Below are 15,283 nucleotides of genomic sequence, written 5' to 3'. Positions count from 1 at the left end.
TACTTCTCCTTGTTATCCGTGAATAGTCAGTTGTGATGGTGTCAGGGAAATCCCTGTACTGATGACGAGGCATCGGCTCAGGTAGCCGGCGTCCTCTACCCTTTCCTCCGCGGAGAGGAACAGGGATTCTGTGCGACGATCGGACAGTTCCCGCTCGAACAGCATGGTGAACTGATCGGTGGTGGAGTAGCCGCCCTCCTCGCCATAAGTCTTCTCGGTCATATGGACGGGATTGTGGTATTCCCCCGCCGCCGTCCAGACCCGCCGGTAGCTCCTGCCCTGCAGCTCGTAGCTGGGCGAGCCGATTTCCCGCTCCAGCAGCTGATTCCAGGCCTGCTCGGAGGCAATATCCTGAGTGTCGTAGAAATGAAACAGCTTCACATCCACGACATGCTCATCGCGATTGCCACCCTCGGCAACCACCTGCAGCCAGGCATCATCGTCGGTGTAAAAGCGATATACCCAGGTGCCGTCGAGATCGACAACCCCGGCGGCCTTGATGATCTGGGTCGGGGAGCAGGATTCAATCGTCAGTTCATCGAGTACCAGGCGGACCGCCAGCGGGTCCACCTCGAAGCTGGCGCCGAGCCGCAGGCCCATGATGGATGGGGTCTGCACGGCGGGAGCCGGCTTTTTGATTTTCTTGATCAGCTTGGCAAACATTCGCCGAGTTCTTCCCTGTCACTTATCTTGATATCGAAACAGCGCCGCTCGTCCAGTCGTTCGGCGGCGATATAATACAGCGTGTCGCCTTTCGCGACACGTTCATCCAGAGCGGGATTGATCTCAATTTTCTGCTCCCCGGCCCGGCGCACACCGATCAGGGTTGCCGCCAACTCGTGTTTGAAGTGATCGAAAAGCCCGCCCACCGGCAGCGATGTCTCGCCCCGGTATTGCACACTGTACTGGGTCATGCCGTAGGTGCTGTCGAGCAACTGCCGGTGCAGGCGCGCCGAGCCCGGGTCCAGGGAGGACTTGGCCAGCAACTCCACAGCCACCGACGGAATGCACTCGATTTTCGGACAGTGGGCGCGCAACAGTTCACCGACGGTCTCGTCCTGAAAATAGGCGGTCTTGTGGCTGTCCGGGCTCACCTTGTCGCAGTAGAGCGCGATAGTGAGGGTCACGTCGTCCAGCGGGTTGTCGATGATGATGCGCGCCGCGCGATCCAGTGCCGCGCGCTGCATGGTTTCGGCGTGGGTGAAGGATTCCACGCGCACGAAGTCGATCCGGTCCGGCATCGGGTTTTCGATATCCGCCTCTACACAGAGGACTATCTCGGCCGTGCTGCCGTTGGTCCTGGACAGCAGCAGCTCGATCAGGCGCAGGGTGCGCGCGCCGTTCCAGCCGATGATTACCGTGTGGTTTTCGTGATTGATCATGCGCAAACCTTTCTTTCCGCGATGGACAAATTCCGATATCGCAAAGCCCACCCGGGTGATCACCATGGCGAAGAGGCTCAATCCCAGCGGGATCACCCAGAGGCTTACCGCCAGCTTGCCGGCCGCCGTTGTCGGGGAAAAATCCCCATAACCCACGGTGGACGCGGTAACCACCAGCCAGTAGAAGAAATTTTCCGGTGCGACTATCTCGCTCTCACCGGCCGCGCTCAGCAACAGATAGCAGCTGGCTGTGTAGGCAGCCGCGGCGAGTAGCACCGTGGAGATTTTGGCCCTAATAAAAAGCGACGCCAAAAGGCGTCGCACTTTATACAGCAACACGGATCAGGCCTTTTCGCGGCTTGCCAGCAGTTGTGCCAGTTTGTCGCTGCCGCTGACCTTGCCGCCCGGCGCGATGCCGGCCGCCTTCAGCTTCGCGTCGAGGCTGGAGCCACTCTCGTCCGCAGCCAGCTCTTCCGCCGCCTCCAACTCCGCCGCGCGCTGCTGCTGCTTGCTCTTGATGCGCTCGAGGCTGTCCAGCGCGGTCTTCACCTTGCTGTTGGCCCCCATATGGCGGGTGGATACCGCCACCTGGGCTTTCTGCACCGACTCGGTCGCCTTGATCTGGTCGATCTGCTGCTCCATACGGCGCACGTTGGCCTTGGCCTTGGCAATGTTGCTTTTCAGCGAGCGCTCGGAGTTGAGGAAGCCTTCCAGCAGCCCCCGCTCCACTTCGAGCTGTGACTCCAGCTCGGCCACACGCTCGGCGCACTCGATCGCCAGGCTCTCGTCGCCCTTCTCGCTCGCGGCGATGGCGTGGTTGCTGTAGTTGTCGATATCCGCCTGCAGAGCACTGACCTTGTTCTCGGCCAGTTTGCGCTTGGCCATGATCTTGGTCAGATTTTCGTCGCAGGCTTTCAGTTCGGACTTGGCATCGCGCAGCTCCTGGTCGAGGATGCGGATAGACTGGCTGTCGACGATGGCCTCGGTCCCCTCGTTCACCGCGCCGCGCAGCGCGGTCCAGATTTTTCTCAGACTCATGCCACACCCTCCATCTCAAAATACTCCGAGTACAGATCCAGGAAATCCCCCACATTGGCAAACAGGGTTTCGATTTCCTCTATCACCACCTCGTCTTTGCTCGCCACAGACAGGGCGCCGAAGGCGACGTAATAGTTCTGCCCGCCGATCGCCTTGATCGCGACGGTGGTCAGGGGCACCAGTTGGTGCGTCTGCAGTATCAACTTGTTCAGCGCAGCCTCGTCATGCACCTCGTCGACGGGAAACAGGATGGTCTCGACGACTATCTGCTTTTCACCGACATAGACGAAGGCATCGACCCCCTCATCGTTGGAGATGCTGAGGCATTCTCCCTCCGCCTCGACCACCCAATCCGGGTGCTGCTCGGCCAGTTGCCGCAGCTTTTCATTGTTCCAGGTCATTTCAACTCCCTTGCAGGTGTGGAATATCGGTCACAAATATAACAGGTAAAAACGGGCCGTCAATAGCACATTCAATAGATTTGTTGCATATAATCCACGCCAGGCTATTATGAGCCACATCAGCAGGAGGGACGAAATGGACCACAAGCAAAGCCTGGAAAACCAGCGCGCGCTGGCCCCCTACAAGCGGGCCATCGCCCGCTATGTGCGCGCCTCTATGGCCCTGAAAGGCGTGCGCTACAGCGATCTCGCCAGCGCCCTCGCCGAGCGCGGCATCTCGGTCACGCCGGAGAACCTGCGCAGCAAGGTGAGCAAATGCATGTTCTCCGCCGACCTGCTGGCGGCCATTATCGATGTGCTAGGCGTCGAGGACAGCGCCATGCCCGATATTCTCAAAGCCGCGCGGGAACTTCAAAACCAGGACAGGGACAGCCGGTAACGGCGAAACGGACAAGGTGGCGTGTACGGTAGGGAAACGGCTCAGTAGTGATACAGCTTGATCACCGGTTCGCCGTTGTCACACTCTCCGACGACTTCCGGCCCGGAGATCTTCGCCCCCGCCTGGATCACCTTGTTGTTCGGATAGGAAACGAAGCAGGCAAAATTGAAGTTGACCGCCCAGTTACACAGCAGGCGCCCGTCGTCCTCCTCGTAGAAGCGCTGCTGGCAGAAACTCAGATAGGGGCTCTGCCCGCCCCCCGGCTGGGGGCCGATGGTAATCGTCTGGGTGTCGAAGGAAACCGGCAACAACAAGCTGGAGGCGAACAACCACTGCCACATAAGCGCACCCGAGGCTTTTCCGCTTTAGTTCCCCCTCAAGCATAGCAGCCGTGGCGCAATTCTCATCCTCTCTTAAGAGAGATCTGCGAGTTCCCCGCCGCCCCCACTCAGGCGCCGCCCCGCCCCACCGCCGCGCAGAAGCCGCAACAGCCCCTCGATACAGGCACGCCTGTCCCTCTGCCAGCTAAGATAGGGGAGCGGCAGCACATGGACCCCCGCCCTGTGCAAGGTGTGGTAGGTCTGCACACAGAAATGTTCCGCAAAGTCCCCCGGATAGCCGATCAGGTCGATACCCACCAGCCGGCCATCCCGCTCGCACACGACGTCTATCTCCTGGCCGGCAATGGCAAATCCTATCCAGGTATTGACACCGACAGCGGCCAGGGAGCCACTGACCTCAGCGGCAAAGTCGCACAGGATTTCACCCCGGGAGTCGACCTCGTTCGCCCAGTGGTCGAAGGACAGGTATTGCCCGAGCAGGTTGCCCGGCGGCAACGCCTCCCGGTCGATGGAGTGAAACACCAGCTGTCGATCCTTGGCCCGGGTCACCGCCACATTGAACATATCCGGCCTGTTCAGGTAGGCCGCGGCGCGAGTGGATTCGCTGTCGATCGACAGGGACAACAGCATCAGGTCGCGCTCCTCCCCCTGGAAGCCGTAGGGTGTGGCCACCCGCAGGGAGAAGTCCCGCAACGCCTCGGGCGGGAAGGCCTTGCGAATCTCCGCGTCGAGAAATTCCGCCTGTTCCCGGTAGGGCGACAGCACCCCCACCGAGGGCTTGACCGGCGACGCGGCGTACCTCTCGAAGTGCTGCCGCAAGGCCGCCAGCACGCCCTCTTTCTCAACCGCATTTCTTCCGCTCGGCGCCCTGCGCCCGTCGACGCGCCGGAACTCCAGCGCCGCCCCCTTCGAGGCCCGCGGCCGCGCCTGCATCACTTTCAGGCGCCCGCCGTAAAAGTGCCTGTTACTGAAGGCGATCAGCTCCGGCCGGCTGCGGTAGTGCTCGTCCAGCAGCGTCACCGCACTCTGGCTGCCGATCGCATCGGACACCAGATCCAGCAGCGACTGGTCCCGGTAGCTGAATCCGACCGGCACTTCGCCGGCCAGGCCGGACTCCCGCCACAGCGCCTCCTGCCTTTTCGACGACAGGAAGGAGACGTGCCTGAGCTGCTTACCGTCCCCGACCACAACCGCGCGCCTGGCCCGATAGAGTGCCGGGAGCGCGCTGGCGATATCGCACTGGGTGGCCTCGTCGAATATCACCAGATCGAACATCGAGCGGTAGAACGGCAGCACCCGGTTGAGTTCGTCGAGACCCACCAGCCAGATGGGATAGGCCTGCAGGATCGCGTTGAAATCCGTTGCCTCGAAACGCTCCGCCTGCCGCTTGGATGTCCTCGCCCGCAGAGCCTGGTTAAAGCGCGACAGGTTGCGCCTCTCCCTGTGCAGCAATTCGGCCAGGCGTTCCAGGCGATGGGCATTGAGGTAAGCGGCGGCCTGTTTCTCGAAACGTTTGCGCAGCTCGCCGATGGAATCCTGGAATCCCCACAGCGCCTCTGTGCGCAACAGCGGCCGGTAGAGGGGGGCCAGCATTGCCACCAGCCAGGCGGGCATCCGGTCCGGCCCCAGCCGCCGCGCGGCCCGCAGGGCGCGGTCGAAGCGCCGCTCCGCGCGGCTGAGCCGGCGGCGGCTTGCCCTGAGTGCCGCGCGAAGCTCTCCGGCAGGTTGCGGCGGCCGCTCCACCCCCTCTTTCAACAGCGCATCCAGGTGCACTTTCAGGCTCTGCAGGAACCCCCGCTCGCCGGCATGGACATAACCGGCGTCCAGGCGGTAATCGGATTTCAATTTTTCGCCGACCACGTCGATGGCCTGGGGCGTCTTGGACACGACCAGCACCGACTCCCCGTGCAGCATCCTGTCGATGGCCATGGCGGCAATGGTAAAGCTCTTGCCGGTACCCGGCGGCCCAGAGACCAGGCTGACAGAACAGCGGGCAGCGTTGTGCAACGCCCTGACCTGGGCACCGCTCAGCAGGCCGGGCAGCATTTCCGGGGCGCTTGCGCCACTGTGTACGGCGCCACCGGTGGCTCCCAACACTGTGCCGAGCGGCTCGGAATAAGTGTCCGCCTCCGTCAGCAGAGTGAGCTCATGCAGCACACCGCGGACGCTTTTCGAGCGATCCGCCAGCACCAGGCAGCAGGCGGTAGTGAGTCTGGGGCTGTGCTCTTTTGCCCGTGCGGAGACGGCTTCGGCCCCCTGTAGCCTGGGCCAGCGCCCCAACTCCTCCAGCTCCTGCAGGAGCGTATTTTTCTGCAGCCAACGTCCCATGGTGCCTACCTGCCCGGAATCCAGTGGCCACTGCGGCACAGGGAAGCTGTCCACCAGCGCGGAATCCAGATCCGGTTTTAACAACAGGCGCAACAGAGGCAGGTTCACCCGCACATCGGAGGTATCCACCTCGAGGAAAGTATCTTCATCCCGGTAGAGATTGGCCGGGGCGTATAGCAGTGGCGCGCAGAGCTTGCGCCGCGCGGAAAAACCCCCGGCGGCATTTACCCTGCCGGTAATCATAAAGCAGCCATACACCAGGCGCTTTTCCCTGCGGTAGCTGTCCGCCTGCTCCATCAGCTCTTCGGCGATTTCACCGACCAGGGGCATACGGTGCAGTTGACCGCTGGCCAGGACATCCTCTCCCACCATAAAGACACGCCGGTTCTTCGGAATCTTTTCGATATTGGAAATCGAAAGATCGTAGCTGTCAGCGCGGTAACAGCGCCGGAAGAATTCGATTAGCTGACGGGGGGACTGCTGCATACTGACAAATCTGCGACTGACCGGAGGCGCACCAGTGTAAACACAAGGTACCGATCAGGACAGCGGCTAGGACCCCGCCGCCAGCGCCTCGAAGCGGCTGACCTCCGCCAGGCTCGGCTGCAGGCCGTACTTCTGCACTATGGCCATAAAGCGCTGTACATAGATCCTCGCCACCGGCGCATAGGGCGGCATCCACTCGTCGGGACCGCGGTCGCCCTTGCTCTGGTTGTGGCCGTCGTCCACCAGCCACAGGTTGTCCGGGTCCTCGGCAAAGCGCCGCTTCTGCTCGCGGCTCCAGTGGGCGCCGCCGCGTTCGTGAGCCCACTTCAGCGGCACTATATGCTCGACGTCCAGATCCGATGCCCTGGTGTAGAAATTGCCGGTGTAGGGATCGAGCCACAAACCGGTGGCCACCTTGCAGTTGTCCGCGCGGGTGAAGGTGACCGGGGCCAGGGAATAGCGGATCAGCAGCTCGTGGCGGGTGTCCTGGCAATCCCGGTCGAAATCCGACCAGCGCGGCAGCCACTCCTCCCGCTGGTAACTGCTGCCGAGCGCCGCCGACGTGGCGGATGAGAAGAAAAAGAAAACAAGAAGTGCAGAAATTGATCGACTGCGCATACCACTCCTACCAATCAATTTTTTGCACGATGGTACACAAAAAGATTGGGGAGAAGTATCTACTGGTCGACGCTTCCAAGCGGCGACCTCCGCCGCCGGAGCTGGCAGCCGGCTGCCGCGCTCACGACACCGCCGACGGGCGCCGACCCGTCGGCGGGCGGCCTTAGAGCACCGCGTCAGTCAATTTATCGGATTCGATACGGGCCGACCTCTCCCGCCCGACAACCTCCTCCGTCCGCACCCTGTGAAAAACGGCGTACAGCACAGGAATCGCGATCAGGGTCAGCACCGTGGCGAAGCCGAGACCGCCCATGATGGTCACCGCCATATCCGCAAAGAAGGCGTCGAACAGCAGCGGCGACATCCCGAGAATGGTCGTGACCGCGGCGAGGAACACGGGCCGCAGACGGCTGACGCTGGCCTGCTGGATAGCGGTCAGGCGCGGCAGACCGGCGTGGGTCTGCGCCTCGATTTCATCCACCAGCACCACCGCATTCTTGATCAGCATACCCGACAGGCTGAGCACCCCCAGCAGCGACATAAAGCCGAATGGCAAGCCGGTGGTGAGCAGGCCGACCACCACCCCCACCAGTGACATAGGCACCACCAGCCAGATCATCAGCGGCTCGCGCACCGTGCCGAACAACAACACCGAGATCAGGATCATGACCAGGAAACCGAGCGGCAGCCCCTTGCCCAGCGACTTCTGCGCGTCGGAGGAGCGTTCGTACTCGCCGCCAAATTCGAGCCGGAATCCGGCCGGCAGCGCCAGCTGTTCGGCGCCCGCACGGATGCGTTCGAAGGCCGCCATGGCGGTGATTCCCTGCGGCGCATCGCCGCTGATGGTAATCGTCGGCACGCGGTTGCGGCGCTGGATCAAGCCCTCTTCCGCCGTGGTCTCGAATTTTTCCACCAGCTGTCCGGCGGGGATATAACCGCGCTTGTTCGGGCTCCACACCAGGCGGTCCTGCAGGGAACCCGCGCGGTTGCGGTCGCCCTCGGGCAGGCGCGCGACAATCGGAATAATGCGGTCGCCACTCTCGAAATCGCCGACGCGGTAGCCGGAGGTGGCGAAGCGCATGGTGCGGCTGATATCGGCAGCGGTCACCCCCGCCACCCGCGCCCGCTCGTCATCGAGGTGCGCGCGCACTACCGGTTCCCGGCTCCGCCAGTCGTGGCGAACATTTTCCAGCCCCTTATCGCGAAAGAGGTGCTCGACCTCCCCGGCCAAAGCCCGCAGGCTATTGAAATCCGGCCCGGAAATCCGCACCTCCACATCCGCCCCGCCGCCGGGGCCGAATACCAGCCGCTTGAAGGTAATCAGCGCTTCCGGCTGCGCATTGCGCAGGGTCATTTTCGCCCGCTCGATCAGCGCCGGGATCTGCTCCCGGTTTTCGGTGCGCACTATCAGCTGGCCGTAGGAGGGGTTCGGCGGCTCGGGCGCATAGGTCAGCATAAAGCGGTCCGCGCCCCGCCCCGCCACCGAGGTCACAGACACCACTTCTTCCTGCGCCAGCATGAATTCCGTCGCCTGCTGCAGGGCCTTCTCTGTCCGGTGAATATCGCTGCCCTGGGGCAGAAAATAATTCACATAGAACAGCGGCGCATTGGAGTTGGGGAAGAAGCCCTGCTTCACGAAGCCGAAGCCGAAGTAGCTGAGCAGGGTCACCGCCACCAGTACGGCGATAGTGCGACCGCGGTGGTTCAGTGCACCGGAAAGCGCGCGCGCGTACATCCGGTAGAAGCGCCCGCTGTAGGGGTCGTCGGAGCCCCCATCCCGGCCGGGCCTGAACAGGTGGTAGCCGAGGTAGGGAGTGACGGTAATCGCCAACACCCAACTCAGCAGCAGGGAAATGCCGATCACCGCAAACAGGGAGAACAGGAACTCGCCGGTGGCGTCGCTGGACAGGCCGATACCCGAGAATGCCATGATGCCGATAATGGTGGCGCCGAGCAGCGGCCAGAAAGTCTGGCGCACCACGCGGCCGGCCGCGCTCTGCGGAGGCTCTTTTCTCTGCACCCCCATCAGCATGCCCTCGGCGACGACAATCGCATTGTCCACCAGCATGCCCATGGCAATAATCAGCGCACCGAGCGAGATCCGCTGCAGGTTGAGGCCGAACAGGTTCATGATCAGCACCGTGCCCAACACCGTCAGGCCGAGCACTGTCCCGACGACAACCCCGGAACGCCAGCCCATAAACGCACACAGCACCAGTGTGACGATCGCCACCGACGAGATCAGGTTGAACAAGAATCCATCGACACTGTCCTCGACCACCCTGTGCTGTTCGTAGACCGGGTGAATCTCGATACCCAGCGGCAGCCCCTGCGCCAGTTCGGCGAGCTTGTCCTCGACCGCCCTGCCCACGTCCACGATATTGGCATTCTGCGCCCCGGCCACACCGATCAGAATCGCGGGCTCGCCATTGAAGCGGGCGATAAACCCCGGGTTTTGATCGTAGCCGAGCGAGACCTCGGCGATATCCCGCACCGCCAGCATCGCGGTTGAACCGGGCACTCCCACCAGGATGTTGCGGATCGCCTCCAGGTCGCTGGCCGGGCTGTCCACCAGGATACGGGTGCGCAGATCGCGCCCCTCGATTTCACCCACCTGCTGGGTGGCACTTTCCGATCTCAGCACCTGCGCCAGATCGTCGAGAGAAAAACCGAAATGCGCGAGGCGCGCCTCGTCGATGTCGAGATAGGCCACCTCGTCGATCACGCCGGAGCGGGAAACCTTGGCCACCCCCTCGACGGTGAGCAGCTCGCGGCGGATCGCCTTGGTGATCTCGCGCATCTCGCTGCGGGAAAAGCCCTCGCCGGTAATGGCATAGTAGATGCCGAATACCTCACCGAAGTCGTCGTTGACCACCGGCGCCATGGCCCCGCGGGGCAATTGCCCCTGGGCATCGCGCACCTTGCGGCGCAGCTCGTCCCAGACCTGCGCCAACTCTTCGGAGGCGTATTCGTCTTTGATATGCACGCGGATCTCCGACATGCCCGGGCGCGATGTGGACGTGATGCGCTTGAGCTGCCCCATTTGCTGGATGGCGACTTCGAGCTTCTCCGTCACCTCCTCCTCTACCTGCCGCGCGCTGGCGCCCGGGTAGGCGGTAAAAACACGGGCCTCTTTGATGGTAAAGGCCGGATCTTCCAGGCGGCCGATATCCGCCATCCCCCAGAGGCCGCCGATCAGGCAGATCAACATCAACAGCCAGCTGTATACCGGCCGCTGGATAAATACATCAGAAATCTTCACGATACTTCCCCACTTTGATCAGGGCCGCTGACTTCACGGTGCAGACTGCTGTGCATAGTCGCGCACTCTGGCCCCTTCGTAGAGGTGCTGGCCACCGGCGGCGACCAGTTTCATCGGCGGCTGCAGGCCCGCGACAATCTGCACCCGGTCGCCGTCGGTGCGCCCCAATTCAACCTGGGTCCTGGACACCGACTGGTCGCCGTCGATCCGCCACACGAAGGGCGATCCGTCCGCGCTGGTCTGCACCGCAGACAGCGGCACCCACAGGTCGCCCCGCGCCTGGTTGAGTTCCAGATTCACCCGCGCCGTCATGCCCGGCAGTATCTGCACATTCTCCGGCCGCGGCATGCCCAGCTCGACGGCATAGGTCTGGGTCACGCTGTCCGGCTCCGCCTGGTGCTCGCGGTATTCCAGCGGAAACTCCCGTCCCGGCAGAAACTCGAAGGTGGCCGTGACGGAGTCCACCCGGTCCCGGTTTACCGTGGCCAGCATTTTTTCCGGCACCGAGATCTGAATCCGCACTTCCGATACATTCTGCAGGCGCACTATGCCCTGCCCCGGCTGCACATTGGTGTAATTCTCCACCAGCTGACGTGTCACCAGCGCGTCGAAGGGGACGCTCAGTTTCGTGTAGGCCAGATCCTGTTCGGCTTTTTCCAGCGCCACCTTCGCCAGGTCGTAATTGGTCTCGGTTTCATCCAGTTGCTGGCGGGAGATCACCTTGCGCTCCGCCAGGGAGCGCTGCCGGGCCAGGGTTTTCTCCAGCAGTTCGAGATTGACCCGCGCCTCCTTTACCCGGCGGCGGAAGTCGCGGTCATCGAGCGCCGCGATCAGCCTGCCCTTCGGGATAATTTCACCTTCGCGAAACTGCAGCTGCTCGAGCTTACCGCCCACCTGAAAGGACAGATCCACCGTCTGCACGGCCTTTACCCTGCCGGCAAACTGGCGCTGGCTGATCTGCCCACCATTGGCCACATCGACGATTTTTACCGGCCACTGACGTTCGAGCCGCTGTTCGTCGGCACCGGAATCGGAGCAGCCCCCGAGGGCTGCGGCCACCGCCAGCAGCAGGAATAGTGGGAAACGGGCATTGCCGGACAATTTCATATTCAGTATCCAGAAACTCATTGGGGGATTACAGGGATCGGCGAAACAGTCAGTTGAGGTCGGCGGCAAGTGCCAGCAGTCGTTTGCGCAGGCGCTCGAAAATCGGGTCGTCGGGATCCATCACACCGAGCACGCGCCCGAGAAACAGGCCGCGGGCGGCGAACAACAGCAACAGCGCCAGCTCCGGGTCGCTGCAGGTAGCGCGCACCTCGTTGCGGACCTTGACCTCCTTGGCCCTGATCGGCTCCAGCAGTGCCGGGTCCTCCGCCACCGCGGCAATCAGCGCGCGCGGCAGACTCTCGTCATCCTTCATCAGCGCAAACATGGCACCGAGACGGGATGCCAGCGGCCCACCGCTGTTATCACCGGAGGCCGCAGACTCCGCCACCAACTCCACTTCGCGGGCGCTGGCCGATTCGAGCATCGCCTGCAGCAGCGCCTGCTTGGTGCGAAAGTGGTGCAACAGCCCGCCCTTGCTCAGACCGCACTGTGCGGCCACCGCATCGAGTGTGAGCTTGCGCGCCCCCTTCTCCCGCACCACCTCTTCCGCCGCGCGGATAATGGCCTCTTTGTCGACCCTGGACATATGACCTCCCAGACACCTTTGGTCAAACCGACCAACCAGACGGTATGTTATCAGCGCGATCCGGGGCGTCAAGTGAACCGGCGCGGGCGCCCTAGGACCGCGCGCCGGTCGGGAAGGCGAAAATGACCGCTCGACAAGCCGGGGCTTCCATTGCCGCCGCAGACGGGTAGACTCGCGCCGGATTCCGCTGAAGCGGACGCACTATCACGCGACGGAAGCCCCAAATGTCACAACAGCAACTTTGCCCCTGCGGCTCCGGCAGGCCACTGGATAGATGCTGCGGACTCTACCTGTCCGGCCAGGCCTACCCGAACACCGCCGAAACCCTGATGCGCAGCCGCTTCAGCGCCTTCGTCGGCGGCAACCTGCCCTATCTGCGCAAGACCTGGCACCCGGACACCTGCCCGCAGCTGGAGGCCGCCGACCTGCAGACACAGTGGACGCGGCTGGAAGTTATCCGCAGCAAGCCCGGGCTGAAGAAGTCGGTAGTGGAGTTCAGGGCCTGGTATTTGGAGGATGGCACCGAGCGGGCGATGCACGAGATATCGCTGTTCCGGCTGCACAGGAAACGCTGGGTCTACGTAGAGCCACTGCCGGGCTGGCCCTAAGCGGGGATATGGCTGCCTGCAATCAGGCCGCGACAGAATCGCGGGAGCTTCTCCACTCCCGCGCCGCCTTCAACATCTTCTGTTTACTGGCAAACCGCTCGCCGGACTTGGCCCTGACATGGGCACCGCCCTTGCGAAGCAGTGGGTTCTGCGCAATGCGATTGCGCGGCTTGTTGCTTTTCATAGCGATCGCTCCCCTCGATAAATTTCGCCAAAAGCCATTGACCTCCCTGTCTGCAGACGGCGCCGGAGCGCCGCCTCTCCCTTACAGTTTGTTGAAATCAGTCGCTCAGGCTGCTTTTCAACAGCCCGCTAACCTTTTACGCAGATCACCTGGCGCAGCGTGTGCACCACGTCCACCAGGTCGGACTGGTTCTGCATCACCTTGTCGATATCCTTGTAGGCGGCGGGTATCTCGTCGATCACACCGCTGTCCTTCCTGCACTGGATACCCCTGGTCTGCTCCTCCAGATCCCTGCGGGTAAAGCGCTTGCGGGCGGCGGTGCGGCTCATCCTGCGCCCGGCGCCGTGGGCGCAGGAACAGAAGGAATCGGCATTGCCGCGGCCGCGCACGATAAACGATCTGGCGCCCATGGAGCCGGGGATTATCCCCAGCTGATCCCGCTGCGCGCTGATCGCCCCCTTGCGCATCACAAACACATCGCGCCCGAAGTGCCGCTCCCGCACCACATAGTTGTGGTGGCAGTTGATCGCCTCGGACGTCAGGGTGAAGTCCGGCAGATACTCGCGCAAGCAGCCGAGTACCAACTTCATCATCTCCTGGCGGTTCACCCGCGCATACTCCTGGGCCCAGTTGACCGCCTCGATGTAATCGTTGAAGTGGCCGTTGCCCTCGCTGAAGTAGGCGAGATCCCGGTCGGGCAGGTTGTGCATATGGCCGGCCATATCCTTGCGCGCCAGCTGGATAAAGTGCTGACCGATGGCATTGCCGATACCGCGACTGCCGGAGTGCAGCATCACCCAAACCGCATCGCGCTCATCGAGACAGATCTCGATAAAGTGATTGCCACCGCCCAGGGTCCCCAGCTGGGTCACCCAGGTCTGCTGCGGTTGACGCAACTTCTTCAGCAGTTCCGGATGCTTTTCGAACAGCCTGTCTGCTCCGGGAGCGAGACGTTTGCAGGCAGCTTCCCGGGCGTTGACCATCTTGTGACGTCCAAAGCCCACGGGGACTTTCACCTCAATGGCATCCCGCAGCGGCTTCAGGTTGTCCGGCAACTGGTGTGCATGCAGAGATGTGCGCACCGCGTTCATGCCGCAGCCGATATCCACCCCCACCGCCGCCGGAATTATCGCGCTGACGGTAGGAATCACGGCGCCCACAGTGGCGCCCTTGCCCAGGTGCACATCGGGCATGGCGGCCACGTGAGAGTGCACAATCGGCAGCTGGGCGATATTTTTCAGCTGTTGCAATGCCGCCGGCTCGATTTCATCGGTGTAGATTTTCACCGGAACCCTGCCCGGCGGCGCATTGTTGTTCAATACCATTTTTACAGGCATAGCGAATCCCTGGATTACTCCATGTTTCTATGAAAATTGCCTTCCAAGGCCGAAAAAACAAAAGCCCCGGCGGACGCCAGGGCTTCAGGGAGATCTGGCTTGAAAGGCGTTGCCACCTTTCAAGCGTGAGCACATGAAAGGTGTATCAGATAAAGCGCTTTTTCAGAAGTTGATACCGCATTTCATGGCTCCTTTTCATACACCCCCGCGGTTGCGGATCGCGGAGGGCTTGGGGTTGTTCGAAAGAGTCGGCGAGTCTAAACAGAAGAAGCCGGATGTCAAGTATAAATCTAATTGTTGCCGAAAATTTCCGCCGCCGGCAAAAGCCGAAAAGCCGATCGGACAGTGAAAGGCGGTCGGGCCCACAATATAATGTTGGGATACAGGCTCTCCTATCGGTATCGAGCAGCGTGCAACCGGAAATTATTTTTGAAGACGACCATCTCGTCGCAGCCTACAAGCCCGAGGGGTGGCTTGTGCACCGATCGGATATAGATCCCCGCGAGGGGCGGGTCCTGCTGCAATATCTGCGCGACCGGGTCGGCTGCCACCTGTACCCAATCCACCGGCTGGACAAACCCACCTCGGGCATTATCGTCTTCGGCAAGAGCGGGGAGATAGCCGCACAGGTACAGGCGCAGCTGGAGAGCGAGGAATCGGTCAAAAAATATATCGCCGTGTGCCGCGGCTACTGCCCGGAAGAGGGCGTGATCGACTACCCGCTGCCGCCAGTCTGCGACTTCAAACACCAGCGCAAACGGCCGAAGGCCGATCTGCCGCGCCAGGATGCGGTCACACTGTTCCGACGGCTGGACACCATCGAACTCCCCTACGCGGTGGACCGCTACCCGACCAGCCGCTATTCCCTGGTGGAGATACAATTGAAAACCGGCCGCAGGCACCAGATCCGCCGCCACTTCAAGCATATCCACCACCCGCTGATCGGCTGCCCCAAATACGGCAAGTCGGTACACAACCGCTTCTTCGCCGAACAGTTCCGCTGCAGCCGATTGCTGCTGCACGCCCTGCAGCTGCAGCTGGATCACCCGGTCACCGGCGAGCGCCTGAAGCTGGTCGCGCCGCTCCGCGGCCCATTTCTCATGCTTGTCCGCGAATTCGGCTGGCGAGTCCCGGACTGACATCACTGGCCGGCCCGGCCTCTCCGC

General features: G+C 62.3%; 15 protein-coding genes. 3 read left to right on the top strand and 12 right to left on the bottom strand.

Annotated features, from left to right (window positions below):
* Positions 1-12: 12 nt before the first annotated feature.
* Genes ACXAF3_RS08040 through ACXAF3_RS08025 form a run of 4 tightly spaced genes read right to left on the bottom strand, consistent with a single transcriptional unit; the run spans position 13 to position 2,821 of the window.
* Positions 13-663 (bottom strand): YjfK family protein, encoded by a 651-nt coding sequence (locus ACXAF3_RS08040; RefSeq protein WP_475111774.1) that lies wholly within the window; start codon positions 661-663, stop codon positions 13-15.
* Positions 648-1,694, bottom strand: coding sequence for a potassium channel family protein (locus tag ACXAF3_RS08035; protein ID WP_475111773.1), 1,047 nt, complete (start codon positions 1,692-1,694; stop codon positions 648-650). The genes ACXAF3_RS08040 and ACXAF3_RS08035 overlap by 16 nt, the downstream gene beginning before the upstream one ends.
* A 30-nt stretch (positions 1,695-1,724) precedes the next feature.
* Positions 1,725-2,420, bottom strand: a complete 696-nt coding sequence (locus ACXAF3_RS08030) for a PspA/IM30 family protein (RefSeq protein WP_475111772.1) — start codon at positions 2,418-2,420, stop codon at positions 1,725-1,727.
* Positions 2,417-2,821, bottom strand: a complete 405-nt coding sequence (locus tag ACXAF3_RS08025) for a DUF2170 family protein (RefSeq protein WP_475111771.1) — start codon at positions 2,819-2,821, stop codon at positions 2,417-2,419. Before ACXAF3_RS08025 ends, ACXAF3_RS08030 begins: the two co-directional genes overlap by 4 nt.
* 136 nt (positions 2,822-2,957) lie before the next feature.
* On the opposite strand from ACXAF3_RS08025, the gene ACXAF3_RS08020 reads away from it, so the two are divergent.
* Positions 2,958-3,260, top strand: a complete 303-nt coding sequence (locus ACXAF3_RS08020; protein WP_475111770.1) for a DUF6471 domain-containing protein — start codon at positions 2,958-2,960, stop codon at positions 3,258-3,260.
* 41 nt (positions 3,261-3,301) lie between these two features.
* Here the strand turns inward: ACXAF3_RS08020 and ACXAF3_RS08015 are convergent, their stop codons facing one another.
* From ACXAF3_RS08015 to ACXAF3_RS07990, 6 genes are all read right to left on the bottom strand, one after another.
* Positions 3,302-3,601, bottom strand: a complete 300-nt coding sequence (locus ACXAF3_RS08015; RefSeq protein ID WP_475111769.1) for a hypothetical protein — start codon at positions 3,599-3,601, stop codon at positions 3,302-3,304.
* Between the two features lie 72 nt (positions 3,602-3,673).
* Positions 3,674-6,415, bottom strand: a complete 2,742-nt coding sequence (locus ACXAF3_RS08010) for a DEAD/DEAH box helicase (RefSeq protein ID WP_475111768.1) — start codon at positions 6,413-6,415, stop codon at positions 3,674-3,676.
* Between the two features lie 66 nt (positions 6,416-6,481).
* Complete coding sequence (locus ACXAF3_RS08005) at positions 6,482-7,033, bottom strand: GmrSD restriction endonuclease domain-containing protein (RefSeq protein ID WP_475111767.1); 552 nt, start codon at positions 7,031-7,033, stop codon at positions 6,482-6,484.
* A gap of 163 nt (positions 7,034-7,196) precedes the next feature.
* Positions 7,197-10,295, bottom strand: a complete 3,099-nt coding sequence (locus ACXAF3_RS08000; RefSeq protein WP_475111766.1) for an efflux RND transporter permease subunit — start codon at positions 10,293-10,295, stop codon at positions 7,197-7,199.
* Between the two features lie 33 nt (positions 10,296-10,328).
* Entirely contained in the window at positions 10,329-11,423 is a 1,095-nt protein-coding gene (locus tag ACXAF3_RS07995) for an efflux RND transporter periplasmic adaptor subunit (protein ID WP_475111765.1), read from the bottom strand.
* Between the two features lie 28 nt (positions 11,424-11,451).
* Positions 11,452-11,988, bottom strand: coding sequence for a TetR/AcrR family transcriptional regulator (locus ACXAF3_RS07990; RefSeq protein WP_475111764.1), 537 nt, complete (start codon positions 11,986-11,988; stop codon positions 11,452-11,454).
* A 224-nt stretch (positions 11,989-12,212) separates the two neighbouring features.
* On the opposite strand from ACXAF3_RS07990, the gene ACXAF3_RS07985 reads away from it, so the two are divergent.
* Entirely contained in the window at positions 12,213-12,596 is a 384-nt protein-coding gene (locus ACXAF3_RS07985) for a YchJ family protein (RefSeq protein WP_475111763.1), read from the top strand.
* Positions 12,597-12,618: 22 nt separating this feature from the next.
* On the opposite strand, the gene ACXAF3_RS07980 is transcribed toward ACXAF3_RS07985, so the two are convergent.
* Entirely contained in the window at positions 12,619-12,780 is a 162-nt protein-coding gene (locus ACXAF3_RS07980; RefSeq protein WP_475111762.1) for a hypothetical protein, read from the bottom strand.
* A gap of 128 nt (positions 12,781-12,908) precedes the next feature.
* Complete coding sequence (locus ACXAF3_RS07975; protein WP_475111761.1) at positions 12,909-14,117, bottom strand: RtcB family protein; 1,209 nt, start codon at positions 14,115-14,117, stop codon at positions 12,909-12,911.
* Positions 14,118-14,593: 476 nt separating this feature from the next.
* Here ACXAF3_RS07975 and ACXAF3_RS07970 point away from each other — a divergent pair, with 476 nt between their 5' ends.
* Positions 14,594-15,256 carry a pseudouridine synthase gene (locus tag ACXAF3_RS07970; RefSeq protein ID WP_475111760.1) on the top strand — a complete coding sequence of 221 codons (663 nt, stop codon included), beginning with the start codon at positions 14,594-14,596 and terminating at the stop codon, positions 15,254-15,256.
* Positions 15,257-15,283 lie beyond the last annotated feature (27 nt).

The organism is Microbulbifer sp. ABF4_143, assembly GCF_056160225.1.
This window is presented reverse-complemented; position numbering and strand designations above follow the sequence as displayed.

Bases quoted from the DNA above. Each gene is read 5' to 3' on its own strand.
- ACXAF3_RS08025 (WP_475111771.1), bottom strand. From the start codon at position 2,821: ATGACCTGGAACAATGAAAAGCTGCGGCAACTGGCCGAGCAGCACCCG.
- ACXAF3_RS08020 (WP_475111770.1), top strand. From the start codon at position 2,958: ATGGACCACAAGCAAAGCCTGGAAAACCAGCGCGCGCTGGCCCCCTAC.
- ACXAF3_RS08015 (WP_475111769.1), bottom strand. From the start codon at position 3,601: ATGTGGCAGTGGTTGTTCGCCTCCAGCTTGTTGTTGCCGGTTTCCTTC.
- ACXAF3_RS07980 (WP_475111762.1), bottom strand. From the start codon at position 12,780: ATGAAAAGCAACAAGCCGCGCAATCGCATTGCGCAGAACCCACTGCTT.
- ACXAF3_RS08030 (WP_475111772.1), bottom strand. From the start codon at position 2,420: ATGAGTCTGAGAAAAATCTGGACCGCGCTGCGCGGCGCGGTGAACGAG.
- ACXAF3_RS08040 (WP_475111774.1), bottom strand. From the start codon at position 663: ATGTTTGCCAAGCTGATCAAGAAAATCAAAAAGCCGGCTCCCGCCGTG.
- ACXAF3_RS08010 (WP_475111768.1), bottom strand. From the start codon at position 6,415: ATGCAGCAGTCCCCCCGTCAGCTAATCGAATTCTTCCGGCGCTGTTAC.
- ACXAF3_RS07995 (WP_475111765.1), bottom strand. From the start codon at position 11,423: ATGAGTTTCTGGATACTGAATATGAAATTGTCCGGCAATGCCCGTTTC.
- ACXAF3_RS07985 (WP_475111763.1), top strand. From the start codon at position 12,213: ATGTCACAACAGCAACTTTGCCCCTGCGGCTCCGGCAGGCCACTGGAT.
- ACXAF3_RS08005 (WP_475111767.1), bottom strand. From the start codon at position 7,033: ATGCGCAGTCGATCAATTTCTGCACTTCTTGTTTTCTTTTTCTTCTCA.
- ACXAF3_RS07990 (WP_475111764.1), bottom strand. From the start codon at position 11,988: ATGTCCAGGGTCGACAAAGAGGCCATTATCCGCGCGGCGGAAGAGGTG.
- ACXAF3_RS07975 (WP_475111761.1), bottom strand. From the start codon at position 14,117: ATGCCTGTAAAAATGGTATTGAACAACAATGCGCCGCCGGGCAGGGTT.